Below are 24,491 nucleotides of genomic sequence, written 5' to 3' on the forward strand. Positions count from 1 at the left end.
CTATAGCAAGCCTAGAAGATCTTCGAAAGGAGGGAGTATACATGATGGACGAAAAAGTAGTACGTGATGAAGAGTTAAACGAAGCTTTGTTTGCTGAATTGCTTATACGCGGAGACGTCAAAGATTTCCGTGAAGAATTTCTATCACACCATCCATACGACCAAGCAAGTTTTTATGAAAAAGCAGATTCCGAAACAAGGCAATTGCTGTATCAGTATCTCTCTCCTAAAGAGATGGCAGATTTGTTTGAAGCAATTGAATTAGACGATGATGATTACGAAGATTTGTTCCGAGAAATGGATGCTCGTTATGCTGCAGATTTGCTGTCGTACATGTATACAGATGATGCAGTTGATGTTTTAAACGAGTTAAATAAAGAGCAAGTTGCGAGTTATTTAACCATTATGGACAAAGAATCAGCACGTCAAATTAAAGATTTACTTCATTATGAGGAATACACGGCTGGATCAATCATGACGACAGAATTTGTGGCAATTCCAAAAAATTCAACAGTTCGTTCGGCGATGAATATTCTTCGAAATGCTGCACCAAACGCTGAAACCATCTATTACGTGTTTGTTGTAGATGATGAAAAGAAACTGTCAGGTATTGTCACGTTGCGGGATTTAATTCTTGCAGAAGAAGATACGTTGATCAGCTCCATTATGAACGAACGAGTGGTTAGTGTTTCGGTAAGTGAAGACCAAGAAGAAGTTGCCCGTATGATTAAAGATTATGATTTTCTAGCTTTACCCGTTGTTGATTTCCAACAGCATTTGCTAGGGATTATTACGGTCGATGATATTATCGATGTATTAGAAGAGGAAGCTTCCGATGATTACTCGAAACTTGCAGCTGTATCCGATATGGATACATTTGATAAAAGTTCGTTAACTGCTGCGAAAAAACGGTTGCCTTGGTTGATTTTGCTGACGTTTTTAGGAATGCTGACAGCAAACTTAATGGGCATGTTTGAAGCAACTTTAGACCAAGTTGCATTACTAGCTGTTTTTATCCCACTTATTGCGGGTATGGCAGGGAATAGCGGGACACAAGCGTTGGCAGTAGCGGTTCGGGGAATTGCGACAGGGGACATTGAAGAAGAAAGTAAAATGAAACTATTGTTCCGCGAAGCAGGTACTGGTCTTATTACCGGTATTGTTTGTGGAGTCGTAGTCGTAGGATTGGTTTACTTTTGGAAAGGCGAGTTACTTATTGGGATGCTTGTTGGAACTGCTGTTATGAGTTCTATTTTTGTTGCAACGTTAGCGGGCTCGTTTATTCCGTTAGTCATTCACCGGATGAAGATTGACCCAGCAGTCGCATCTGGACCTTTTATCACAACGTTAAACGATATTATTTCGATTTTAATTTATCTAGGTTTAGCTACGACATTTTTAAGTCGTCTTTAGAAAAGTGCAAATTGCACTTTTCTTTTTTATGAGGTATTATTAGTACCAGGTAATAACAACAGACGCAGGAGGAATGGACATGTCAATATCATTAAAAGGAAAGACTTTTGTCATTATGGGAGTAGCAAACAAACGGAGCATCGCTTGGGGGATCGCTCGTTCGTTAGATCAATCAGGAGCAAACTTAATTTTTACATACGCAGGAGAGCGTTTTGAAAAGTCCGTACGGGATTTAGTTGCGACACTAGACGGCAATCATGAACTGATCTTGCCTTGCGATGTTACAAATGATGAAGCGGTTGCTACATGCTTTACAACAATTAAAGAAGAAGTAGGAACGATTCACGGACTGGCACATTGTATCGCATTTGCAAAAGGCGAAGAATTAGCTGGCGATTTCTCAGATACGTCACGCGATGGCTTTTTATTAGCCCATAATATTAGTGCGTATTCGTTAACGAACATTGCGAAAAATGCAAAACCGTTAATGGCAGAAGGCGGCAGCATCGTTGCATTGACATACATTGGCGGCGAGCGTGTAATGCCAAACTATAACGTTATGGGTGTTGCAAAAGCTTCTCTTGAAATGTCGGTTCGTTATTTAGCGGCAGATCTTGGGAAACACAATATTCGAGTTAACGCGATTTCTTCAGGTCCGATTCGCACATTGTCTTCAAAAGGTGTGAGTGATTTCAATTCAATCTTGCACGAAATTGAAGAAAAAGCACCATTACGCCGCAATACAACTCCTGAAGAAGTGGGCGATACAGCCGCATTCTTGTTCAGTGATATGTCTCGTGGAATTACAGGCGAAACCATCCACGTGGATAGCGGGTTCCATATTTTATAAAAACGAAAAAACAGCTCAACCGATTTATATCGGTTGAGCTGTTTTCATGTTATTCGACTGTTACGGCTTTTTCCATCGATTTATGGGGAATACCGGCATCCATAAATTCATCTGAGGTGACTTCGTAGCCGAGTTTTTCATAAAAGGCAAGCGCATGAGTCTGTGCATTCAATTTGAGTCTGAAAATGCCGTTAGACTGCGCATACTCCTCCATGCCGTTCATCATCATGATTCCAATATGCTGTCCACGATATTCAGGAAGAACGCAAACACGTTCTACTTTTCCAAGACCGACTTCTACTTCGCGAATACGGCCGGCAGCAATTGGTTGTTCAAGTTGATAAGCGACAAAATGAATCGCATCGTCATCGTGTTCATCCATCTCAATATGAAGCGGGACACGTTGCTCTTCTACGAACACTTTTCTGCGAACATCAAAAGCTTGTTCTTTTTCCAATTGATTTTCAGCTATTTTCACTTTAAACACTTATTGATCATCTCCCGTTAAACGGAATGTTTCGTATACTGTCCATGAACCATCTTCCAATTGATAAAGCAAATGCATCCGATCAATAATTTCTTCGTGATCGATACCAGCCATTTTCAATTGACCATAAACGTCTGCATGCTCGGTATCAGACAATTTTTGTCCGATGGTGATATGAGGTACAAATGAATGTTTTGGCATTCCACCGAAAAAGTCAGAATGCAGATCTGCGTGCAAAGCCTCAATCTCTTCGTTCGGCTCTACTTTAAAGTACAAAGTAGTGTTGACTGGAGAAAAGGTACTAACGCGCGTTGCATGTAATTTAAAAGGTTTATGGCGCTTCGCAATGTTTTGCATTTCTGCCGCCATTGCCTTAACATCTGCTGCATCTACCTCAAATGGCTCTTTTAATGTCATGTGAGGGGTAATCAATTCATAATGTGGGTCATAACGTTTGCGATATGAATTGGCGATGTCTTGTAATTTTTTTGAAGGAAAAGCTGCTACTCCATATTTCATCTAAACGACCTCCTTGTCTGTAATAACCATCTTTTTTTAAGTCTCGGAACATTATAAGCCTTTACATGCCGAAGTTTTGAATAAGGGCACGTTTTAAATCGGGCTGCCAATGCTTCCAAGTGTGGTCTCCTTCAAATTCTTCATAAAAGACCGAAAACCCTTTATTTTTCATTAAATTATTTAATTGGCGATTTGGTTCGAGAAAATCTGCAGTTCCGCCAGACCCTAGTTTTACAGCTGTTTCTTCTTTTCCGATAACATGATAAACCGTAAACGAGTTAGCCGATTTAAAAGCTTCTATCGCAGTGAGCATTTCTTCGCCAACTTTCGGCGATTGAAGAATCACACGCCCAAAAATATTTGGGTATTTTAAAGCCGCCATCAAAGATGCAGTTGCAGCTAAGGAGTCTCCGATTAAAGCACGCCCCATACCGACTTGGTAGGTTGGATACTTTTCATCTAGGAAAGGTGCCAGTTCATGTGCTAGAAAACGTAGGTAAGCACTGTGCTGTTCACCAGTGGGCTCGTATTTTTTATTGCGGTCTTCTACACTCTTGTATGGAACACCGACGACAATAATATTTTCAATTTCCCGCTTTTCGAGTAACTCATCGACGACTCGAGGAATTCGTCCTAATTGAAAATAATCTTTTCCATCAGAAGCGATGACCAGCGTATATTTATATAAGGGCGAAAAATTGGCAGGAAGATAGACGAGCAATTGCATGTCTTCTTGAAGTTCCTTGCTGTAGATGGATAAGTCCTCTACCTTTCCAGTAGTCATTTGTATGCCTCCTCTAGTGTTTTATAAGAAAATTGTACCATAATGAATGTTCAAGGTATAATGGAAAGAGAACACCAATAATTAGAGGGAAGGGGTTTTTGACATGGATGGCGCGAAGTTCCAAGTTCATTCTGACGACGTTAGAAAAGCGACACATGAAGCATTAGAAAGAAGAGGCGTAACAAATGAAGACATAGCCAAAATCGTTTTGGATATGCAACTCCCTTACAATGAAGGGCTTAAAATCGAACATTGTTTGGAATCAGTTGAAAGTGTTTTACGCAAACGTGAAATGCAACACGCCCTATTAGTGGGAATCGAACTCGACGAACTAGCAGAACAAGGGAAATTATCCCGTCCGCTTCAGCAAATTATCGGGTCAGATGAAGGGTTGTTCGGCGTTGATGAAATGATCGGATTAGGTGCGGTGTTAACTTATGGCAGTATTGCAGTTACAACATTCGGTCATTTGGATAAAAATAAAACTGGTATTATTCATGAACTAGATACAAAAATTGGCGGCCATGTTCACACGTTCTTAGATGATTTAGTCGCGAGTATTGCTGCTTGTGCATCAGCGCGTATTGCCCACCGGACCCGCGATCTTGAAGAGCAAGGTAGGACGTTTGAAGATCTTGCTCCAGAAGAGACGACACCAGAAACACATGTTGAAGGTGCAGAGACGTAAAGAAGTATTCTAAATGTTCTTTCTGTAAGCGGTTGTAATTGCGAAATGCATTGAAACCAGCCAGAAAGGAATGGTATTATTAAAAATGAAACATAGAAAATTATTCGAGAAAAGGGAGGTCACTTTATGTTAAACAAGAAATTTGGTTTATTTGCTGCAGTAACACTTGCAGGCTCTGTATTTTTAGCAGGTTGCGGCGATGACGAAGCTACAGAAGGCGAAGGCGGAGGTTCATCAGATCCAGAATTCCTTAGCATTCTAACTGGCGGAACAACAGGTACGTATTATCCACTAGGTGGCGCAATGGCAAACATCATTGAAACAGAAACTGGCTTGGATACGACTGCTGAAGTTTCACAAGCATCTGCTGCGAACATGACAGCACTTGCTGACGGAGATGCACAAATTGCATTTGTTCAAACAGATACGGCATTTTATGCATCTGAAGGATCGAATATGTTTGAAGGCGAAGTAATCGATACAGTTTCTGCTATCGGTGCACTTTATCCAGAAACAATTCAATTAGTAACAACTTCAAGTTCAGGAATTGCTTCATTTGATGATTTGTCAGGTAAGAAAATCTCAGTTGGTGCTCCTGGTTCAGGAACTTATATTAACGCTGAACAATTGTTAGAAATCCATGGTATGACTATGGACGATATCGATGCACAAAACCTTGACTTTGGTGAGTCACAAGAAAGCTTGCAGTCAGGTCAAATTGATGCAGCCTTCATCACTGCTGGTACTCCAACAGGCGCAGTTGAAAGTCTTGGAGCTACTTCAGACGTAGTGATTGTCCCTGTAGAAAAGGACAAAGCTGATGAATTGATCGAGAAATACCCTTACTATGCACATGATACTGTACCGTCTGGTATTTATGGATTAACTGAAGAAGTTCCGACTGTTTCAGTTCTAGCGATGTTAGTTGTACAAAACGATCTTTCAGAAGATCTTGTTTACAACATCACAAAAGCAATCTATGAAAACACAGATCAAATCCAGCATGCAAAAGCAGAATTCATCAAGTCAGAAACAGCTCTTGATGGAATCGGCATTGACATTCATCCTGGCGCACAAAAGTATTTTGACGAAGTAAATTAATTGAATGAGCGAGTAACTGACGGCAAAGCGCTAGCTTTTCGTCAGTTATTTATTTTTTTAGATGGAGGAGAATAGAATATGCGGTTTACCCGGATACATAAATTCCTTCTTTTAGTGATTGTCCTCATCTTAATTAGCTCCTTAATCGCATTCACCCCTTCCAAAAAATATTATGTGTTTATCGATAATGAGACTGAAGACATTGCGGCATATGTACCGGTAGAAAGCCGGTTTTTTCAAATCATATATACCCATTCGATTCACTTATCAGAAGTTATTGAAAGCTACAAAATAACAGGAAACGATCAGTTGATGATGACAGAGCTTGAATACGAAGATTTTAATATTGGAATGCCTTCAAATGCAGGAGAAGGGGAAACCTTTGTCGAAAAGGATGGTAAATACTTTATTAAAAATATGACAAGAAAAATTCCGGAGTTCCGCTTATTTGTGGGGGATGTAGATGCTGACTTGTCATTCAAAACCAAAGGACACCAGATGGATTTAAAAAAAACGCTTGAACGAGGAGAGTCATATACGTTTCGAGTAGAAAACGTATCCCTGTTTCAACTAAGAAAAGGAGTGAGAATTGATGAGCGATAAGTTGCCTCCAGAAGAACACACGCAGCAGAAACTTCCGCCAGAGGACGAGTCTTACATCTCAGAAGAAAAACAAAAGGAAATTTTACAGAAATACGATCCTGAATCCAATACGCGGGATTTAAGCGGAATGATTAAACATGTGGTCTTTTTTGGATTATTAGCTTTTTCCTTGTTCCAGCTCTATACTGCCATTTTCGGCCAGTATACCGCGTATATTCAGCGGTCGATTCACTTAGGATTTGCCTTATCCTTAATTTTCCTGTTATTCCCAGCTCGTAAACGTAAAGGAGCTCGTCATAAAGTTGCTTGGTATGATTATATTCTGGCATTATTATCAGTTGGCGTAGCTGCTTATTGGCCAATCATGTATGACGATTTAGTATTCCGTCTTGGACGTGTGACTGAATTAGATTTAATTGTCGGGATTTTAGCGGTCCTTCTAACATTAGAAGCGACAAGGCGAGCAGTCGGCATGCCGATTACCATTATTGCTAGTTTGTTTTTGACTTATGCCTTTTTTGGACCTTACTTCCCAGGGTTCTTGCGTCATAGAGGACAGGATTTAGAATCACTTGTTCAATTGATGTTCTACACAACAGATGGTGTGCTTGGAACACCAATCGGCGTTTCGGCTACGTTTATATTCACCTTCTTGTTATTTGGATCATTTTTAGTCAAAACAGGAGTAGGCCAATATTTTAATGATTTGGCCGTATCATTAGCCGGGAATTTAGTTGGGGGACCAGCAAAAGTAGCGATTTTCTCAAGTGCCCTGCAAGGGACGATTTCTGGAAGCTCGGTTGCTAACGTTGTAACTTCAGGTTCTTACACAATTCCGATGATGAAAAAGTTAGGTTATAAGAAAGAATTTGCCGGAGGGGTAGAAGCAGCAGCCTCTACAGGTGGACAATTAATGCCACCAATCATGGGAGCCGCAGCCTTCTTGATGGTAGAATTTATCGGAGGCGTGACTTATTGGGAAATTGCCAAAGCGGCAACGATACCAGCGCTTTTGTATTTCACAGGTGTTTGGATCATGACCCACTTTGAAGCAAAACGCATTGGCTTGAAAGGGCTTTCCCCAGAAGAAATGCCGGATCGTAAAGAAGTATTGAAGAAAATCTACTTACTGACGCCAATTCTTGCGATCATCGTCTTTTTATTGATCGGTGTGCCAACAATGCAAGCGGCACTTTACGGGATTTTACTCACCATATTTGTAAGTGCTTTTAATAAAGAAACGCGCTTGAACTTTAAAGACATGATTTTAGCTTTAGTTGATGGTGCAAGAACGGCATTAGCGGTAGCAGCAGCAACAGCAGCAGCTGGGATTATTGTTGGGGTTGTCGTGAAAACTGGACTTGGTTTAAGTTTGGCGAATGGATTGGTTTCAGCGTCAGGCGGTAATGTCTTGTTAACTTTATTCTTCACGATGTTAGCAGCGATTGTCCTAGGTATGGGATCGCCAACAACAGCCAACTACGTTATTACGTCTACAATCGCAGCACCTGCTATTATTACGCTGTTGATGTTAGATGAGCCTGTTGGAGCAGCGGTGCCACTTGTAGTTGCATTATCTGCCCATTTGTTTGTTTTCTATTTTGGTATTATTGCCGACATCACACCACCTGTTGCACTTGCCGCATTTGCTGCGTCAGGTATCTCAGGTGGCGAGCCGATACGGACCGGTTTTATTGCAGCTAAATTAGCAGCAGCAGCCTTTATCATTCCGTATATGTTCGTTTTATCACCATCATTATTGATGATTGATACAACTTGGCCAGAATTAATTTGGGTATTGATTACCGCATTATCCGGTATGGTTGCAATTGGAGCCGGATTGATCGGGTATTGGTATCGTAAGCTCAACTGGTTCGAGCGTATTATCACATTTGCAACTGGACTGGCTTTAATTTATCCAGAAGGCATGACTGATATTATTGGAGCGGTATTGTTTGTTATCTTGTTTGGTATCCAATGGATGGCACGCGATAAAAAACCTAGTAAAACAGCACAAGCATAAAAGAAAGAGAACCGGTCGGGCTGATGCCTGACCGGTTTTTTTGCGTTTATTCATATTTATTGTAAACACGAAAAAAGCCATCACCCGAAGGCGATGACTTTTTCAAAGCAAACTTTGTTCCTAAAGCTTGCAGTGGGTTTGGCACCCAATAATTCTTACTGATTGTTGAAATCTCATAAGAACGATGGATGTCGAACTTGTTACTAAATTCATCATATCTTGTTCATAAAGAAATGTAAAGTTGTTAGAAATTTCGGCGAATAGAGAAAAAAATCCATGATTTCGAATGCTCCAGATTTTTTATTTTTCAAAAAGGATTGCCGGTAGGTAAATCGTGGTATAAAATAAGAACAAACGTTCCCTTTTGAGAGGTGAGTATGATGAAGAAGCAAGAACTACCGGAAGCTTCTATCTTCTGCATCGATATGTGCGGCTTTTACGCGAGTGTTTCAGCGGTTGAGCTTGGACTAGACCCTCTAGAAGTTTGTCTTGCAGTTGTCGGAAATCAGGAACGAAAAGGCAGTGTGGTACTAGCAGCATCGCCAATGATGAAAAAACGTTTTGGTGTCAGGACAGGTACCCGGCTGTTTGAAATTCCAAATCATCAAGACATTTTATTAGTAGAACCGAAAATGAAGTTGTACTTACAAAAATCTATGAGCATCACCGAACTATTGGCAAGTTATGTACCAAAAGAATCGATTCATATTTACAGTGTGGATGAAAGTTTCATTGAACTGACAGGGACTGAAAAATTGTGGGGTCCGCCAGAATCTACTATGCGCCGCATTCAGCAGGAATTATTAGATTCTTTTAAACTGCCATCTTCAGTTGGTGGGGGACCCAATATGTTACTGGCGAAATTAGCATTAGATTTAGAAGGGAAAAATACAGGTTTTGCTTACTGGAGTTATCGTGATGTACCGAAAAAATTATGGCCGGTACAACCATTAAGTCGAATGTGGGGAATTGGATCTCGAACAGAGAAAACCTTAAACAGTATGGGGATTTTTTCTGTAGGAGATTTGGCGTGTACTGACGTAGCTGTTTTGGAAAAACAATTTGGGATTATGGGCAATCAGCTTTATCAACATGCAAATGGCATTGACCTTTCGGATATGGGGTCCCCATTAGTCGAAGGGCAGATTAGCTATGGCAAAGGCCAAATTTTGTATAGAGATTACATAGAAGAACAAGACATCATGACGATTATTTTGGAAATGTGTGAAGACGTTGCAATGCGAACACGACAAGCTCGGCGAGCAGGACGAACCATCCATTTGAGTATCGCTTATAGTAAAACAGCTTTTGGAGGCGGATTTTCTCGTTCTCGCTCTATTGACGAAGCAACAAATGACACCATGGAGATGTATCGCGTCTGTCAAAGTCTTTTCCGCGAACATTTTCAACACAAACCGGTTCGCCAAATTTCACTAGCCATCAGCAATTTAGAAGAAGAGTCATCTATGCAGCTGAGTCTCTTTGATGAAAAGAAATTTGAAAACAGACAGCTCGGAGAAGCGATGGACACGATTCGAAAACGGTATGGCTATTCAGCCATCTACCGTGGCATATCTGCTACGCAAGCAGGCACGGCCATCGCACGAACAAAATTAATTGGAGGACACAACAAAGAATAAAGGGGGTGGGGCGAGTGAAACACAATAAATATTTAAAAGTCGTAGGTGACGTTAAAGATCGCGGGCGTATTAAGTGGACAGCGTTAATGTTGCCAGAGCATGTCGAAATGATTCGGGAATGGTATGCAAAAGACGAGCTAGTAGCAAAGCCTGAATTGACGGAAGATGATTTACAGGTATTACAAGAGGAGATGGATATTGCGTTAAAGCGTCAATGTGAAGTGGTGATTCAAAGTTGGACAGAAGGTGTGATTTATGAGTACAGAGGGACGATTGAAGGCATTGATGCAAGAAACCGCATAATTGTGTTTAGAGAGGGCGAGAAAAGACAGAGGCTACCGATAGATCGAGTCGTTTCGATTGTGATAATTGAGTAGCAAGCTATAACTACAATATTCAAGGCGTTGCGGTTTAGAGCAAAGATACTCCGGTAACGCAAGTCTCAATCAATAGCTTCTTAGCTCACTTTTACGAGAAAGTAAGAGAGTGGAGATGTAGTTTAAACTCATTTTTAGTAGGCGAGAAAAAGAGTGTTCTTTAAATTTCAAAACTAGAAGTTATCTTTAATAAATTCACCTCCTGATTTATTCTGAAAATTAAGATTATTTATTGACTATTAATTAGCGAACCAGTAATCTGACATTGAGTATAATAAATACACAATAAGGAGGAAGGTATATGATTAATTCGGTTGAAGGAAAGAACTTTAAAGTAACCCCTCTGTTTCACTATATCCAAAGGCAAGCAGAAGCAGCTGGTCTATATGTTCATTGGGCAAATGCCAAAGAAACATTACAACTTTTTGAGAATGAAGAGTCTTTAAGGTTAGGGAAACGCTATATTGGAGCTATTCAATATGAAGGAAGTAATAAACATTTAGAAAAAGAACCCGATAAAGTGAGTCTTCGGTTTAAGAGAAGCAATCTTGCAGATTATTTGAGAGCAAATCTAGAAAAGGTCACAACATTTCGGCGCGATAAAAATATAGGGCCAGCTATAAATACTTCAGCCGAGTCTATTGCCTTTAAATTTCACAGGTTAGAAAAAGATGAGGAAGAAACTATTAAGGAAATTTTTTCTGTAGTAGAAAAGCATTATTCATCAGAATAAGTCGTCGATTCTATGTGCACATTTTCTTTGCCCCCAGCTGCAATGTGGTGTCGTCACTGAAAGTGAGAAAAATTCGAGTTATTTTCCAAATCCAAGAAAAGTTAAATCATTTTATTAGTAACGCTCGTCTTTTGCTGAAAAAATAGACATAAAAAAACTCCTCACTCTGAACTTTACAGAATGAGGAGTTTCGTATTTCACTCGAAAAACGAGCAAAGTACAACATAATAACCAATGGTCTGTACTGGGATCGAACCAGTGACCCCTTCGATGTCAACGAAGTGCTCTCCCGCTGAGCTAACAGACCTCAATTTCCAGGACAAATTTAATTATAGCTCGTCCATAGAAAAAGTCAATACTAGTAAAAATAGAAAAGATAGCCTATTGTCCAACGCCCCTAAAGCCTGCATCCTGTGCATCTTGTTCAGAGCAAAACCATTCTTCTGGATTGGTTTGTTCGTAGGAAGAATCACTTGGCAAATGATAGATTTTATTGCCATTGCGGTTAATATTGCCTTTAATATCGCATTCGTCCTTTTGTTGTCCAGAAGAAGGGGATGTGTTGGCAGCTGGTTCTTGTCCGTAAGCATCTGCATTGAATCCGCGGTCAGTTGAATAATTTTCGTATTGCCAAATGCCAACTTTGTTTTCTTTAGCGATTTGTTCGGCTTGTTCAAATTGTTCAAGGTAACGCGTGTTGGGTGGAAAGACATAAGCGACTCTAGCTAGACCGGATCTAATCATTTGTTCTTGAACACTTTCGCCATCAACATAAATATAAGCGAGCAATCGGTCATAATCGTCAAAGCGGTCACCGACATCAAATTCGATAGAGACATCACCCGATTCAATAATTCGTTTGTTTTCTTCCGTGGCATCTTTGCCAAGCGGTTGTTCGCCTAAGCGCGGGTGATTGGTTTCCGGTGTATCCATCAATAAATAACGAACAGTTACTTCTTTGCCTTCATACATAATTTTAATGGTATCGCCGTCAATGACTTGTGTTACTTCCACATCTATTTGATCGGTTGTGTTGGGTGTATCAATGGAATCGACCATTCCGCAGCCTGATAAAAAAAACAAAGCTAGTAATATGATTTTTAGTTTCATTGCAACCCCTGCTTTCGTTCTTTTATTATACGAACAATCGACTAGCCTGGCAATCGACTCTGTTGCATAATAAAACGCCTCTTTCAACTATTGATTGAAAAGGCGTCGCTATGTACGGAAGTGATAAAGTTGGATTAACATCATCAATTAAAGTGCAGACTCCGAAGGTACTTGGGTTTCCGTGTAATACAGAAGAGATTCCTCAGTTACGTTTTCTAACTTTTCCTTATTGACTCCGACTTCTAATTCACCTGTGAAAATAGGTTCCCACCATTTTGCCTGTTCATTCATACAAGTTCCTCCTCGAAATTGTAATGGTATTGTTTGACTATTCTATACCCCTAAAGGTTACACTAATAAACAAACATTGTGAAAAAGCCGAAAAGCTTTAAAGGAGAGATAGTGGATGATTTCAATTGGTATTATTGGAGCGGGAATTATAGGAGAACGTGTTATAAAGCAACTGCAACAAGAAGAAAGCCGCGTAGAAATAAAAATCGTCTACGATGAACACACTGAACGACTTACAGAAATTAGCCAAACTTATGGAATTCCGATGGCAAAATCTATCGAAGATGTTCTTCATTCGGATATAAATTGGGTTTATATTGCGACACCTCCCGCGTTTCATGCAGAAATTGCGGAGCTGGCAGCGAGTGCAGGAATTAATATATTGTGTGAAAAACCGTTAGCTCATAATGTCGAGGGCGGCGAGTCCATGGTGGAGTCTGTGCTAAACAATCGTGTACAAACGGCTATGCACTTTCCGTTAATGTATAAACCGGTCATTCGCGAAATGTCTAAGCGTATTAAAACCGGACACATTGGGGAAATTTTTCGCATTGAACTTCAAACTTTCTTCCCGGACTGGCCAAGACTGTGGCAGCAAAATTCGTGGATTGGTTCGAGAAATCAAGGAGGATTTGTTCGTGAAGTCTTCCCCCATTATTTTCAGTTAATGAATCGGTTGTTTGGTGAACTATCCTTTACTTCTCATCACATTACTTATCCTGAACAAGCAGATAAATGTGAAACAGGGATGATTGCGCATGGACTAACTGAAAAACAAATTCCTTTTCTATTGACGGGAATTAGCAACATCGGTCAAAAAGAGTTATTGCAGTTTAAAGTATACGGAGACAAAGGTGTGCTAACGTTAGAGAATTGGACAACCCTTTACGAGTCGGTAAAAGGTGAAGACCGCCAATTGATTGGCAACTTTGAAGAAGTTCCTTCGCTTTTTGATGAAATGAACGACCAATCGACGTTGTTAGTCAGTTTTGAAGAAGGATTAATTGTTCAACGCTATATCGATCATTTATTGGCTGAATAGAAGTATAGATTGAAGTCATTAGTTTAGCGTATGAGTTATCGCGATGGGTATAATATAGAAACCTAGAGGAGGTTGAATAATGAATTTTACTGCGACGGATGTAGAACGCATGATTGAAGAGCAACGGAATTATTATTATACAGGGGACACAAAACCAGCAAGTTTCCGCATCGAGCAATTGGACCGGCTAAAAAGTGTTATACAAGCGTATGAAGCAGATGTTATTGATGCCTTACAGAAAGACTTAGGAAAGAGTGAGTTCGAAGCTTATGCAACAGAAGTCGGATTTGTTCTCGATAGCATTGGCCATATGGCGAAAAATCTAGAAGGTTGGATGAAGCCAGAGTCTGTTAAAACCCCGCTTCATCTACAGCCATCAAAGAGCTTTGTTATTCGCGAGCCTTATGGTTCTGTTTTAGTTATTGGACCTTTTAATTATCCATTTCAACTAGTGATGGAGCCATTAATTGGCGCGATTATAGGTGGGAATTGTGCCATCGTCAAACCATCTGAAGCCACGCCGCACGTAGCGAAAGTTATCCGAAACATCATTGAAGAAGCATTTCCTTCTTACTATATTCGTGTCGTTGAAGGCGAACGAGAAGAAGTAACAGCGTTGATCCATGCTTCGTTCGATTATATTTTCTTTACAGGTAGCGTCAATGTAGGGAAAGTCATTATGAAAGCAGCATCTGAACGATTAACACCGATTACATTAGAACTTGGTGGTAAGAGTCCGGCGATAGTAGATCAAACGGCAGATATTGATTTGGCTGTAAAACGAATCGCATGGGGCAAATTGATGAATACGGGACAAACTTGTGTAGCTCCTGACTATATTTGTGTACATGAGTCGATTAAAGACGAATTTATAAAACAATTAACGAAAACAATACAAAATTTCTATGGCAAAGATGCACAAAAAAGTCCTGATTATGGTCGCATTGTTAACACGCAACATTTTGACCGGTTAGCAGAAATAGTCCGAAAAGAAAGCAATCATATTGTTTATGGTGGCACAATGGATCGTGAGGATTTGTATATCGAACCGGTTTTACTCGATCGCATTGGTTGGGATAGCCCGTCAATGGAAGATGAAATTTTCGGTCCGATTTTGCCGATTATTGGCTATACCGATTTACCGGTATTAGTACACCAAATTCGCAAATTACCAAAACCGTTATCGGCATATTTCTTCTCAGAAAACGAACGTGCTACACAATTTTTCTTAGATCAGTTGCCATTTGGTGGAGGTTGTATTAACGATACAGTTTCTCATGTAGGCAGTGCGTATTTGCCATTTGGTGGAGTGGGTACATCTGGAATGAGCTCTTATCATGGAAAAGCAAGCTTTGAAACATTTACACATGCCAAAGCCATTTTGAAAAAATCTACTAAATTGTCGACAAATCTATTGTTTCCGCCTTATAAGAACAAAGCGAAATGGATTAAAACAGTGTTAAAATAATCGGTCTTTGGATTGTTTTTACTCTAGAAAAAGATTGTTCAGTATATGTAAAATGAATGAAAGTAAAAAGGAAAGAGAGCAGCAACGCGGCTGCTCTCTTTCTCTTGGTTAACTAGTGTGCTGTAAAAGGATTTTAGCAACAGTGCCAATTCCTCTAGCGCTGGATATAGAGAGTTTTCCTTTATGCTCTTGAATGATTTTTTGAGAAACAATTAATCCTAATCCGGTACCGCTCGCTTTTGTAGTGAAAAAAGGTTCGAAAATCTCATTTAAGTCTTTTTCAGAAATGCCTTTACCTGTATCTTCAAAAGAGATAGAAAACATGTCATTTTCTTCAGCTTTTAAAGAAACACGAACCTCTCCTGGCTCCTGCATCGACTCGACTGCATTTTTTAATAAGTTAATGAAAACTTGTTTTAAGTGATGTTCTTCTCCGTTAAGTTGAAAATCTTTTTCCCAGTCTTTAACCAATGTAACACCATTCATATTCAATTCTGAACTAAATAATAGAAGAATGTCATCCAATGCTTTTTGGACACTAAAGACTTTTAATGTTGCAGCTTGCGGTTTAGCTAAGACCAAAAATTCACTGATGATTAAGTTGATACGGTCTAACTCTGATTGGATCAATTCGGTATACTCTGGAAAACGGTGTTTCGGATCATGATGCATCATTTGGATAAACCCAGAAATAACGGTCATCGGATTTCTAATTTCATGAGCGACTCCAGCTGCGATTTCTCCGGCAAGCTTTAATTTTTCAGTTTGTACCATTAGTTTTTCGGATTCTTTTTGGTAGCTAATGTCACGTGAAATCATGGAAGTCGCAACTACTTTTTCAGCATCATCGAAAATCGGAGATAATGTAATTTGTGCGTGAAAACGACTGCCATCTTTTCGAACATCTTCGGTTTCTAATAAGGAATAGCTTTTTCCTTGTTGAACTTGTTGTGTGCGCATTTTAACTGCTAATGTATTTTCAGCTGAATAGATGGGCAAGCTTTGCCCAATACATTCTTCTGAAGTCCAACCATATAGTTCTTCGAAAGCGGGATTAACCGCGATAATTTTCTCTTCTGAATCGAAGACGGCAATTGCATCTTTCGCAGTTTCAAAAAACAACTGCAAATAACCTTCTTTTGACAATAACGCTTTTTCCATTGAGGCATTTTTCGCCTCTAATTGTTTCCAGTAGCGACTAAAGTAGAGACTGTGAAGCAAAGTGAGGAAAAAAATGCTTAATGTGAAAACGACAATAGATAATTGATTATAAGAAAGTGGAGCTCCTGGCACAAAGCGATCATATACAGTAAGAAAAAGTACAAATTCAATAGCTGTTAGGAGTCCAAGATATAGAATCGGTTTCGTTTCGTTATACAATGCGCATATAATAATAGGGACGACAAAATAAATAAGTGTAATCGGAGCCGAAGATTCGAAATTCAAAATAAATATGTAAAAATTCATAGCAAAAAGCATGGCGTATTGCAACGCACGCTCATTCATTTTTGTGATAAACAGCTGTAATAACAAGTAGGTGGAAATTCCAAAAAATGGAGAAATGACTGCTGTGTTTATATCTGTGATTTGATTGAGTAGAAAGTGGAAAATGCTAAGTGCTCCATATATATGGATAAATAATTGACTTCTTTTACGATTGATAAGCTTGCTTTCCATTAGACACCTCGGTATTTTTAACAATAGAATTTAAACGAGTAAGTTTTGTTTCGTTGTAAATGCCTGTTTTTTATTAAAAGTTTAGTTCGAAAACACATAGAAATATAATTTTGAGTTCAACTTATACTATAATACTATAAGTCAGGACTGTGCGAACATCTATGATTTTGATATGATTATAAGATCGAGGAGTGATAATGTTGACTTATCAATGGAATCAAAACGAAACGGTCGATTTATTAAAAGAGTTAGTGGAAGTTCCAAGCCCATCAGGATATACAATGGACGTGATGTCAAAAATCAGTGCATTATTGACACAGTGGAATGTTGAATATAAAACAACTCACAAAGGGGCTGTAATTGCGACGATCCCTGGAGAAAACCAAGAGCAACATCGTCTATTAACGGCGCATGTCGATACACTTGGTGCAATGGTAAAAGAAATTAAACCAAGCGGTCGTTTAAAATTGTCTTTAGTAGGCGGCTTTAAATTTAATGCTATTGAAGGTGAAAATTGCCTAATACATAAAGCGGACGGCTCAACAGTTTCAGGAACGATTTTGTTGCATCAAACGACTGTTCACGTTTATAAAGATGCAGGTACGGCGGAGCGCAGTGCAGATAATATGGAAGTACGGTTAGATGAGAAAGCTTTTTCTAAAGATGACGTACGTAATTTAGGAATCGAAGTAGGAGATTTTGTTTCGTTTCAGCCAAGATTTGAAGCAACTTCGTCTGGATATATTAAATCCCGTCATTTAGATGATAAAGCAAGCACGGCTTTAGTTCTTCAATTAGTTAAACATTTGAGTGAAACTAAAGAGCAATTGCCATATACAACTCATTTTTATATTTCCAATAATGAAGAAATTGGCTACGGTGGAAACGCAAGTATCCCACTCGAAACCCAGGAATACATTGCCGTTGACATGGGCGCTATTGGAGACGGACAAGAATCAGACGAATATACAGTTTCCATTTGTGCAAAAGATTCCAGCGGTCCTTATCATTACGGTTTGACTCGTCACTTGATTGCTTTAGCGCAAACGAATTCCATTGACTACAAAGTAGACATTTATCCATATTACGGTTCGGATGCATCAGCTGCGATTAGTGCAGGGCATGATATTAAGCACGCCTTGTTTGGTCCTGGAATTGAAGCTTCCCATTCGTATGAACGTACGCATATCGATTCCTTAAAAGCGGCGGCAGCATTGCTTCATGCATATGTATTGTCTCCATTGGTTTCATAAGAGTTAGGAGAGGATTTCATGAACAGCAAAGAATTATTAGCGTCAATTCCTTATAAACAAGTTAAAGGACCATTGCCAGAACATATTGAGCATTTAACAATTGACTCTCGTGATATAAAAGCAAATTCAGCTTTTATTTGTATCAAGGGCTATACAGTAGACGGCCATGATTTTGCGCAACAAGCAGCAAATCAAGGAGCAACACTAATTATTACTGAAAAACCAATGACGATTGACAATGCGACGGTAGTAGAAGTTGAAAGTACTTCGCGAACACTCGGACTTTTAGCGGCTAAATTTTACGATTATCCATCTAAGCTTTTGCATATGATTGGAGTTACTGGCACAAATGGCAAGACGAGTGTAGCAGGTATTTTGCATTCAATGTTAATGGAGTTGGGCGAAAAGTCAGCATTGACGGGAACAATTGGTTTTAATTTAAATGGACAATTGCATCCATCAGCAAATACAACAAACGATGTGTTAACAACTCAACAAATGATTGCACGTGCACGAGATGAAGATTGTTCGCATATGACAATGGAAGTTTCATCGCACGGGTTAGTTTTAGGACGTCTAGCTGGTGTAGAATTTGATACCGCTATATTCACTAATTTGACGCACGATCATTTGGATTTCCATGGAACGATGGAAGAGTATGGACATGCTAAAGCGTTATTATTTTCACAGCTTGGACAAGATCTTGCCAATCAAAAGCAAGCAATCTTAAACGCTGATGATCCTTGGTCTAAAGAACTCGCGAAAATGACACCTCATCCGGTATACACTTACGGCATTCAAAACGATGCCCAGTTTCAGGCAAAAAACATTCAATTGATGCATACGGGTACAAGCTTCACGTTGACATGCGTTGAAGGTGAATTTCCTGTAACGATGAAGCTCTTGGGTGAATTCAATGTATCAAATGCATTGGCATCGATTGCAGCTTTGTATGCAGAAGGATATACAATTGACGAAATCTTGAAGGCGCTTGCGAAAATTGCGCCGGTAGAAGGACGTATGCAAAAAGTTGAAGTCGAAGCGCCTATATCGATTTTTATCGATTATGCTCATACGCCTGATGCCATCGAAAAAGCAATTGATGCCGTTCAAGATTTTAAAAAGAGCCGCATCATTTTCTTAGTGGGAACAGGTGGCAACCGTGATAAAACGAAACGTCCAATCATGGCTGCTAAAGCATCGATTGCTGATTACGTTGTTTTAACAACAGATGACCCGCGTGATGAAGCGTATGACAGTATTTTAGGTGATTTAGAAGTGGGGATGACGCATAGTAATTTCGCGTGTATTGGTGATCGTGCAAAAGCTGTCGAGCATGCCGTTGAGCAAGCAGAAGCTGGCGACATCATCATTCTTGCTGGAAAAGGGCATGAAGACTACCAAATTATTGGGAATACGAAATATCCACACAGTGATAAAGAAATTGCGATACAACAAGCATTGAAAAAGTTTCAGTAAAAGGAGCCTTTAATGGCTTCTTTTTTCTGTAGCTGTTAAAATCCTTGTTTTTTTCAGTCCCCTTCTCTAATATGAAGAGAGTAGATTAAAGGAGCGTATAAACATGTCAGACCAATTAAAGAATGAAATTCAAAATAGAAGAACCTTCGCCATCATCTCCCACCCGGATGCTGGTAAAACGACGTTAACTGAAAAATTATTGTTATTTGGTGGAGCTATTCGTGATGCCGGAACAGTAAAAGGGAAAAAAAGTGGCAAGTTCGCTACTTCCGATTGGATGGAAATTGAAAAACAACGCGGAATTTCTGTAACTTCTTCCGTTATGCAATTTGACTATGATGGTCATCGTGTCAACATCTTAGATACACCTGGACACCAAGATTTCAGTGAAGATACGTACCGTACTTTAATGGCAGTAGATAGCGCTGTAATGATCATTGATGTCGCTAAAGGGATTGAAGCACAAACTGTTAAACTATTTAAAGTGTGTAAAATGCGCGGTATACCCATTTTTACGTTCATCAACAAAATGGACCGTCAAGGGAAAGAACCATTAGAATTAATGGAAGAACTTGAAGAAGTTCTTGGCATTCAATCATATGCTATGAACTGGCCAATCGGTATGGGGAAAGAATTTCTCGGAATTTATGACCGTTTTAACAAACGTGTTGAACCTTTCCGTTCAGAAGGGGAACGTTTCCTCGACCTAGATGAAAACGGTCGCTTGATCGAAGACCATGAAATGAAAAAAACATCTTATTACACGCAAGCAATGGATGATATTGATTTGTTGGACGAAGCAGGGAATGAGTTTTCATTTGACCGTGTTAAAAAAGGTGAATTGACGCCTGTTTTCTTCGGTAGTGCATTAGCTAATTTTGGTGTGGAAACATTCCTTGAAACGTATTTGCAATTTGCGCCACCACCGCAACCGCGTATTACGCAAGAGGAAGAAATCATTGATCCAACGGAAATGCCATTTTCAGGATTTATCTTTAAAATTCAAGCCAATATGAATCCCGCTCACCGCGATCGTATCGCTTTTGTTCGTATCGTATCGGGTAAATTTGAGCGTGGGATGAACGTAACGTTAGCGCGTACAGGGAAAAATATTAAATTGTCCCAAACTACGCAGTTTTTAGCGGATGATCGTGAAATGGTCAGTGAAGCAGTAGCGGGCGACATCATCGGTTTGCATGATGTAGGGAATTATCAAATTGGAGATACAATCACAAGCGGGAAGAAATTCCAATTTGAGAGTCTACCACAGTTTACGCCAGAACTATTTGTAAAAGTAACGGCCAAAAACGTCATGAAACAAAAACATTTTCATAAAGGGATTCTTCAATTGGTACAAGAAGGGGCCATTCAATACTACAAAACATTGCATTTAGAAGAAGTGATTCTTGGCGCAGTCGGTCAACTTCAGTTTGAAGTATTCGAGCACCGGATGAAAAACGAATATAATGTAGATGTGCGTATGGAGCCAGTAGGCAACAAAATCGCTCGTTGGATTGAAAATGAAGAAGATGTAAAAGAATCAATGTCAAGCGGGCGTTCAATGCTTGTTCGCGATCGTTTCGATAACTATGTATTCTTATTCGAGAACGAGTTTGCAACACGCTGGTTCCAAGATAAGAATCCAGACATTCGTTTGTATAGTCTTTTATAGAAGTGAATACCTGTTTAAGCAGATTTAAACTGCAGACAACTTCGATTTATTCGAACTGTCTGCAGTTTTTTTCTTTTTTCCAAAAGTGTCAGAAGAGTGAACACGCTCTATTAAATTTGCGGTTGTAGGAAATTTTTCTTATGATTAAAGAACACAGTAAAGAGAGGGTTTGAAAAAAATGAAAATAAGTGATTTTTCCATAAAACGGCCTGTCTTTACCATCGTCATCATGTTTTTGGTTATTATTCTAGGGATCGTATCGTTTACACGAATTCCGATTACGTTAATTCCAGAACTAAATCCACCAATAGGTGTAGTGGTAACGAATTATCCAGGGGCTAGTCCTACAGAAGTAAGTGAAAAAATTACTAAGCCATTAGAGGCGAATTTAGCAACGTTACCAGGCATAAAATCGATTCAATCGAATAGCCAAGAAGGATCGAATTTTATCCTTTTGGAATTTGACTGGTCTACAGATATCGATGATGTTCAGCCAGATATTGCGCAAAGAATCGATCAAACGCCGATACCTGATGATTCAAATGATCCGCGCTTTTTAAAGTTTGATCCAGCCCAATTCCCGATTTTGCAATTGTCTTTGCGTTCGAGTAATCCAGATGCAGACGTCCGCGTAATTGCAGACGAATTGGAAACAGAACTCCGTCAAACAGAAGGAGTTGCAAGTGTAAACATTTCAGGTTCTTTAATAGAAGAAATTCAAATTGAATTAGATCAAGCTGCACTTGAAGAACGTGGCTTGCAACAATCAGATGTTGTGCAACTTATCCAGGCAAACAACATTTCCCTTCCAGGAGAACCCATTGAAACAGAAGATGGTCGTAACTTAACAACACGTATCATCAGTACGTTAACAAGTGTAGAAGAAATCCGGAATTTAGTTTTAACGATTGATCCATTAGAAGGCGACAACATAACAATTGATGATGTTGCGAATGTGGAAATTAGTGAACGTCAAAGTAGTAGTGAAACAAGAACGAACGAAGAACCTGCTGTATTGTTGTCAGCTCTGCAAGAGTCTCAAGCAAATACAGCAGATGTTTCAGATGCTTTTCAGAAGCGACTTGATGAACTTTTGAGTGAAGATCGTTTTGAAGGCGTAAAAGCAGATATTTTATTTGACCAAGGTGATTATGTCAAATTAGCCATTGGCAATATTGGCCAGACTTTAGTTTTGGGTGGCATCTTTGCGATGCTTGTTCTTTTCTATTTCTTACGAGGTATTAAAAGTCCAATCATTATTGGTGTTGCGATTCCGTATTCAGTTATTGTGACGTTTGTTCTTATGTTTTTTGCAGATTTTGCTTTAAATATTTTAACCTTAGGTGCATTAGCATTAGGAATCGGTATGCTTGTAGATAATGCTATCGTCGTTATTGAAAATATTGAGCGGCATTTAGCAATGGGCAAAAATGCTAAAAAAGCAGCATCGGAAGGTGCAAAAGAAGTTTCAGGTGCGATTATCGCATCTACGCTTACGACCGTAGCTGTTTTTATCCCGGTTATTTTCATATCAGGGTTAATCGGAGAGATTTTCTTTGAATTTGCCTTAACGATATCGTTTAGTCTATTTGCTTCTTTAGCCGTTGCCTTAACTGTTATTCCAATGATGGCTTCGAGAATGCTCGGTAAACCGGGGAGTAAGCCAAAAGTTCAAAAAGACACGTCAAGAAGCGTCAAAGCTTTTGAAGGCTCTGTTATTTGGGCGCTACGAAATCGCATTGTAGTTTTATTTACAGCGTTCGTATTATTAATCGTTGGCGCTTTTGGTGTAATGCAAGTAGGAACAGAGTTTATACCAGCTACAGATGAAGGATTTGTTAGCGTTTCGGTTGAACTTGAAAATGGTTCTTCTAGAACAGCAACTAACGAAGTAGTCGACTTGATAGAAGATGAACTAAAACAAGAAGAAGATGTGGATGTATACGTAAGTTTGATAGGTTCAACGCAACAAGGCCAAGCACAAGGCTCTGCACAAGCGAACGTTGCTGAAATATATGTCAAATTAGTAAGCTTGGCAGATCGTGATCGTTCCATTTTCGACTTTGTAGATGATGTCCAGCCGCGAATTCGGGAAACTGTTGGAGATCGCGCATTAGTTAGCTTTAACTTGCAAACAGCTGCAGGTTCATCGCCAAACAATTTGTCATTTACCGTGACGGATACAAATCGTTCACGGCTAGACAAAGCAGTTGCTGACATTGAAGAAGCTTTAATAAAACTTCCAGAAGTAACAGAACTTACAAATGACCGTCAAGAAACCATCGATGAAATTCAAATGACAATTAATCGCGAAGCAGCAACTGAATATGGTTTACCACCGGTTCAGATAGCTCAAGCAGTTAACAACATCACACGAGGCGTTTTAGCAAGTCAAGTATTGACGGAAGATGATGAAGTTCTCAGTGTCTACGTAGCTTATGAAGAAGGAGAACGAAACAGCCTTGAAAAGCTTCGTACTTTATCTCTTCGAACACCTGCGGGGGAATTTGTTGAGCTTCAGGAATTGGCGGATATTGAAGTCGCGCAAGGGCCTGTTAGTATTCAACGAGTAGATCAAGCAGATAGTGTATCGTTTACTTTGCAGCATCAATCGAGTATTACGCTTGGTGATATGTCTGACCAAGTAGATGCAGAACTCGAGGCGTTAAATTTAGATGACAATACATTAGTTTCATTTGGTGGAGACCGTGAACTACTCGATAACTCCATTAATGACATGTCTTTGGCAGTCTTACTAGCAATTGTGCTTGTGTATATTGCCATGGCTGCACAATTTGAATCTTTTAAATACCCACTTGTTATTATGTTCACTGTCCCGTTAATGGCGATTGGTGTAGCAATTGCGTTATTTATTACTCAAACTCCAGTCAGCATTACCGCTGTGATTGGGTTGCTCGTTCTAGTCGGTATAGTTGTAAACAATGGGATTGTCTTGGTGGATTACATTAATCAGCGGAAAGAAGATGGCATGGGTTCTTATGATGCTATTGTCACTTCGGTTCATGATCGCCGCCGTCCAATTTTAATGACAGCTTTAACAACCATCCTTGGATTATTGCCTTTAGCGATCGGTATTGGAGAAGGCACTGAAATCAATCAGCCAATGGGAATTACAGTAATTGGTGGACTGATTAGTGCAACTTTGTTGTCACTTTATGTGGTTCCAATTGTTTATAGTTTATTGGATCGGCAAACAAGAAGAATGAATAAAAAGTAAGCCTTCGGGTTTACTTTTTTCTTTTGCTGTATATTGCCAGAAAA

Annotated in this window: 21 protein-coding genes and 1 tRNA gene; 15 read left to right on the top strand and 7 right to left on the bottom strand. The window is 39.5% G+C overall.

Features of this window, described 5'->3' with window-relative positions; genetic code table 11:
* The first annotated feature begins 41 nt into the window (after positions 1-41).
* The gene (mgtE, locus tag GPDM_RS05440; RefSeq protein ID WP_008429764.1) at positions 42-1,412 is read left to right on the top strand and encodes a magnesium transporter; all 1,371 of its coding nucleotides are present in this window, start codon (positions 42-44) and stop codon (positions 1,410-1,412) included.
* A gap of 79 nt (positions 1,413-1,491) precedes the next feature.
* Positions 1,492-2,262, top strand: coding sequence for an enoyl-ACP reductase FabI (gene fabI / locus GPDM_RS05445; protein ID WP_008429766.1), 771 nt, complete (start codon positions 1,492-1,494; stop codon positions 2,260-2,262).
* Positions 2,263-2,311: 49 nt separating this feature from the next.
* On the opposite strand, the gene GPDM_RS05450 is transcribed toward fabI, so the two are convergent.
* From GPDM_RS05450 to GPDM_RS05460, 3 genes are all read right to left on the bottom strand, one after another.
* Positions 2,312-2,749, bottom strand: coding sequence for a GNAT family N-acetyltransferase (locus GPDM_RS05450; RefSeq protein WP_008429768.1), 438 nt, complete (start codon positions 2,747-2,749; stop codon positions 2,312-2,314).
* Positions 2,750-3,268, bottom strand: coding sequence for a YjcG family protein (locus tag GPDM_RS05455; RefSeq protein ID WP_008429769.1), 519 nt, complete (start codon positions 3,266-3,268; stop codon positions 2,750-2,752). It abuts the gene before it with no gap.
* A gap of 61 nt (positions 3,269-3,329) precedes the next feature.
* Positions 3,330-4,052 (bottom strand): alpha/beta hydrolase, encoded by a 723-nt coding sequence (locus tag GPDM_RS05460; protein WP_008429772.1) that lies wholly within the window; start codon positions 4,050-4,052, stop codon positions 3,330-3,332.
* Positions 4,053-4,155: 103 nt separating this feature from the next.
* Between GPDM_RS05460 and GPDM_RS05465 the strand changes: the two genes are divergently transcribed.
* From GPDM_RS05465 to GPDM_RS05495, 7 genes are all read left to right on the top strand, one after another.
* Positions 4,156-4,740, top strand: a complete 585-nt coding sequence (locus GPDM_RS05465) for a phosphatidylglycerophosphatase A family protein (RefSeq protein ID WP_008429774.1) — start codon at positions 4,156-4,158, stop codon at positions 4,738-4,740.
* Between the two features lie 126 nt (positions 4,741-4,866).
* On the top strand, positions 4,867-5,841 hold the full coding sequence (locus GPDM_RS05470) for a TAXI family TRAP transporter solute-binding subunit (RefSeq protein WP_008429776.1): 975 nt from the start codon (positions 4,867-4,869) through the stop codon (positions 5,839-5,841).
* A gap of 78 nt (positions 5,842-5,919) precedes the next feature.
* Complete coding sequence (locus GPDM_RS05475) at positions 5,920-6,444, top strand: DUF1850 domain-containing protein (protein ID WP_008429778.1); 525 nt, start codon at positions 5,920-5,922, stop codon at positions 6,442-6,444.
* Complete coding sequence (locus GPDM_RS05480) at positions 6,434-8,467, top strand: TRAP transporter permease (protein ID WP_008429781.1); 2,034 nt, start codon at positions 6,434-6,436, stop codon at positions 8,465-8,467. The genes GPDM_RS05475 and GPDM_RS05480 overlap by 11 nt, the downstream gene beginning before the upstream one ends.
* A gap of 380 nt (positions 8,468-8,847) precedes the next feature.
* Positions 8,848-10,107, top strand: coding sequence for a Y-family DNA polymerase (locus tag GPDM_RS05485; RefSeq protein WP_008429782.1), 1,260 nt, complete (start codon positions 8,848-8,850; stop codon positions 10,105-10,107).
* A 14-nt stretch (positions 10,108-10,121) separates the two neighbouring features.
* Positions 10,122-10,484, top strand: coding sequence for a YolD-like family protein (locus GPDM_RS05490; RefSeq protein WP_008429784.1), 363 nt, complete (start codon positions 10,122-10,124; stop codon positions 10,482-10,484).
* A gap of 301 nt (positions 10,485-10,785) precedes the next feature.
* Positions 10,786-11,217, top strand: coding sequence for a hypothetical protein (locus GPDM_RS05495; protein ID WP_008429786.1), 432 nt, complete (start codon positions 10,786-10,788; stop codon positions 11,215-11,217).
* Between the two features lie 235 nt (positions 11,218-11,452).
* Here the strand turns inward: GPDM_RS05495 and GPDM_RS05500 are convergent.
* From GPDM_RS05500 to GPDM_RS16735, 3 genes are all read right to left on the bottom strand, one after another.
* A tRNA-Val gene (locus tag GPDM_RS05500) sits at positions 11,453-11,524 on the bottom strand.
* Between the two features lie 74 nt (positions 11,525-11,598).
* On the bottom strand, positions 11,599-12,327 hold the full coding sequence (locus tag GPDM_RS05505) for a thermonuclease family protein (protein WP_008429787.1): 729 nt from the start codon (positions 12,325-12,327) through the stop codon (positions 11,599-11,601).
* Between the two features lie 147 nt (positions 12,328-12,474).
* Entirely contained in the window at positions 12,475-12,618 is a 144-nt protein-coding gene (locus GPDM_RS16735) for a hypothetical protein (protein ID WP_008429789.1), read from the bottom strand.
* Positions 12,619-12,733: 115 nt separating this feature from the next.
* Between GPDM_RS16735 and GPDM_RS05510 the strand changes: the two genes are divergently transcribed.
* Positions 12,734-13,660, top strand: coding sequence for a Gfo/Idh/MocA family protein (locus tag GPDM_RS05510; RefSeq protein WP_008429791.1), 927 nt, complete (start codon positions 12,734-12,736; stop codon positions 13,658-13,660).
* A 79-nt stretch (positions 13,661-13,739) separates the two neighbouring features.
* Positions 13,740-15,128: an aldehyde dehydrogenase gene (locus tag GPDM_RS05515; protein ID WP_008429792.1), complete on the top strand. Its 1,389-nt coding sequence runs from the start codon at positions 13,740-13,742 to the stop codon at positions 15,126-15,128.
* Between the two features lie 108 nt (positions 15,129-15,236).
* Here GPDM_RS05515 and GPDM_RS05520 read toward each other — a convergent pair whose 3' ends face one another.
* Positions 15,237-16,805: a two-component system sensor histidine kinase NtrB gene (locus tag GPDM_RS05520; RefSeq protein WP_008429793.1), complete on the bottom strand. Its 1,569-nt coding sequence runs from the start codon at positions 16,803-16,805 to the stop codon at positions 15,237-15,239.
* Between the two features lie 197 nt (positions 16,806-17,002).
* Between GPDM_RS05520 and GPDM_RS05525 the strand changes: the two genes are divergently transcribed.
* The 4 genes from GPDM_RS05525 (at position 17,003) to GPDM_RS05540 (ending at position 24,447) form a co-directional block, all read left to right on the top strand.
* Positions 17,003-18,058, top strand: coding sequence for a M42 family metallopeptidase (locus GPDM_RS05525; protein WP_192806490.1), 1,056 nt, complete (start codon positions 17,003-17,005; stop codon positions 18,056-18,058).
* An 18-nt stretch (positions 18,059-18,076) separates the two neighbouring features.
* Positions 18,077-19,537, top strand: coding sequence for a UDP-N-acetylmuramoyl-L-alanyl-D-glutamate--2,6-diaminopimelate ligase (locus GPDM_RS05530; RefSeq protein ID WP_008429795.1), 1,461 nt, complete (start codon positions 18,077-18,079; stop codon positions 19,535-19,537).
* A 103-nt stretch (positions 19,538-19,640) separates the two neighbouring features.
* Positions 19,641-21,209 carry a peptide chain release factor 3 gene (locus tag GPDM_RS05535; protein WP_008429796.1) on the top strand — a complete coding sequence of 523 codons (1,569 nt, stop codon included), beginning with the start codon at positions 19,641-19,643 and terminating at the stop codon, positions 21,207-21,209.
* 178 nt (positions 21,210-21,387) lie between these two features.
* Positions 21,388-24,447 carry an efflux RND transporter permease subunit gene (locus GPDM_RS05540; RefSeq protein WP_008429797.1) on the top strand — a complete coding sequence of 1,020 codons (3,060 nt, stop codon included), beginning with the start codon at positions 21,388-21,390 and terminating at the stop codon, positions 24,445-24,447.
* Positions 24,448-24,491 lie beyond the last annotated feature (44 nt).

This window comes from Planococcus donghaensis MPA1U2, from assembly GCF_000189395.1.
GTDB lineage: Bacteria > Bacillota > Bacilli > Bacillales_A > Planococcaceae > Planococcus > Planococcus donghaensis_B.

What these genes read in the sequence shown, in the direction of transcription:
- GPDM_RS05465 (WP_008429774.1), top strand. Translation starts at nt 4,156, where the DNA reads ATGGATGGCGCGAAGTTCCAAGTTCATTCTGACGACGTTAGAAAAGCG.
- GPDM_RS05455 (WP_008429769.1), bottom strand. Translation starts at nt 3,268, where the DNA reads ATGAAATATGGAGTAGCAGCTTTTCCTTCAAAAAAATTACAAGACATC.
- mgtE (WP_008429764.1), top strand. Translation starts at nt 42, where the DNA reads ATGATGGACGAAAAAGTAGTACGTGATGAAGAGTTAAACGAAGCTTTG.
- GPDM_RS05510 (WP_008429791.1), top strand. Translation starts at nt 12,734, where the DNA reads ATGATTTCAATTGGTATTATTGGAGCGGGAATTATAGGAGAACGTGTT.
- fabI (WP_008429766.1), top strand. Translation starts at nt 1,492, where the DNA reads ATGTCAATATCATTAAAAGGAAAGACTTTTGTCATTATGGGAGTAGCA.
- GPDM_RS05475 (WP_008429778.1), top strand. Translation starts at nt 5,920, where the DNA reads ATGCGGTTTACCCGGATACATAAATTCCTTCTTTTAGTGATTGTCCTC.
- GPDM_RS05495 (WP_008429786.1), top strand. Translation starts at nt 10,786, where the DNA reads ATGATTAATTCGGTTGAAGGAAAGAACTTTAAAGTAACCCCTCTGTTT.
- GPDM_RS05525 (WP_192806490.1), top strand. Translation starts at nt 17,003, where the DNA reads ATGTTGACTTATCAATGGAATCAAAACGAAACGGTCGATTTATTAAAA.
- GPDM_RS05505 (WP_008429787.1), bottom strand. Translation starts at nt 12,327, where the DNA reads ATGAAACTAAAAATCATATTACTAGCTTTGTTTTTTTTATCAGGCTGC.
- GPDM_RS05485 (WP_008429782.1), top strand. Translation starts at nt 8,848, where the DNA reads ATGAAGAAGCAAGAACTACCGGAAGCTTCTATCTTCTGCATCGATATG.
- GPDM_RS05515 (WP_008429792.1), top strand. Translation starts at nt 13,740, where the DNA reads ATGAATTTTACTGCGACGGATGTAGAACGCATGATTGAAGAGCAACGG.
- GPDM_RS05530 (WP_008429795.1), top strand. Translation starts at nt 18,077, where the DNA reads ATGAACAGCAAAGAATTATTAGCGTCAATTCCTTATAAACAAGTTAAA.
- GPDM_RS05535 (WP_008429796.1), top strand. Translation starts at nt 19,641, where the DNA reads ATGTCAGACCAATTAAAGAATGAAATTCAAAATAGAAGAACCTTCGCC.
- GPDM_RS05460 (WP_008429772.1), bottom strand. Translation starts at nt 4,052, where the DNA reads ATGACTACTGGAAAGGTAGAGGACTTATCCATCTACAGCAAGGAACTT.
- GPDM_RS05470 (WP_008429776.1), top strand. Translation starts at nt 4,867, where the DNA reads ATGTTAAACAAGAAATTTGGTTTATTTGCTGCAGTAACACTTGCAGGC.
- GPDM_RS16735 (WP_008429789.1), bottom strand. Translation starts at nt 12,618, where the DNA reads ATGAATGAACAGGCAAAATGGTGGGAACCTATTTTCACAGGTGAATTA.
- GPDM_RS05520 (WP_008429793.1), bottom strand. Translation starts at nt 16,805, where the DNA reads ATGGAAAGCAAGCTTATCAATCGTAAAAGAAGTCAATTATTTATCCAT.
- GPDM_RS05480 (WP_008429781.1), top strand. Translation starts at nt 6,434, where the DNA reads ATGAGCGATAAGTTGCCTCCAGAAGAACACACGCAGCAGAAACTTCCG.
- GPDM_RS05540 (WP_008429797.1), top strand. Translation starts at nt 21,388, where the DNA reads ATGAAAATAAGTGATTTTTCCATAAAACGGCCTGTCTTTACCATCGTC.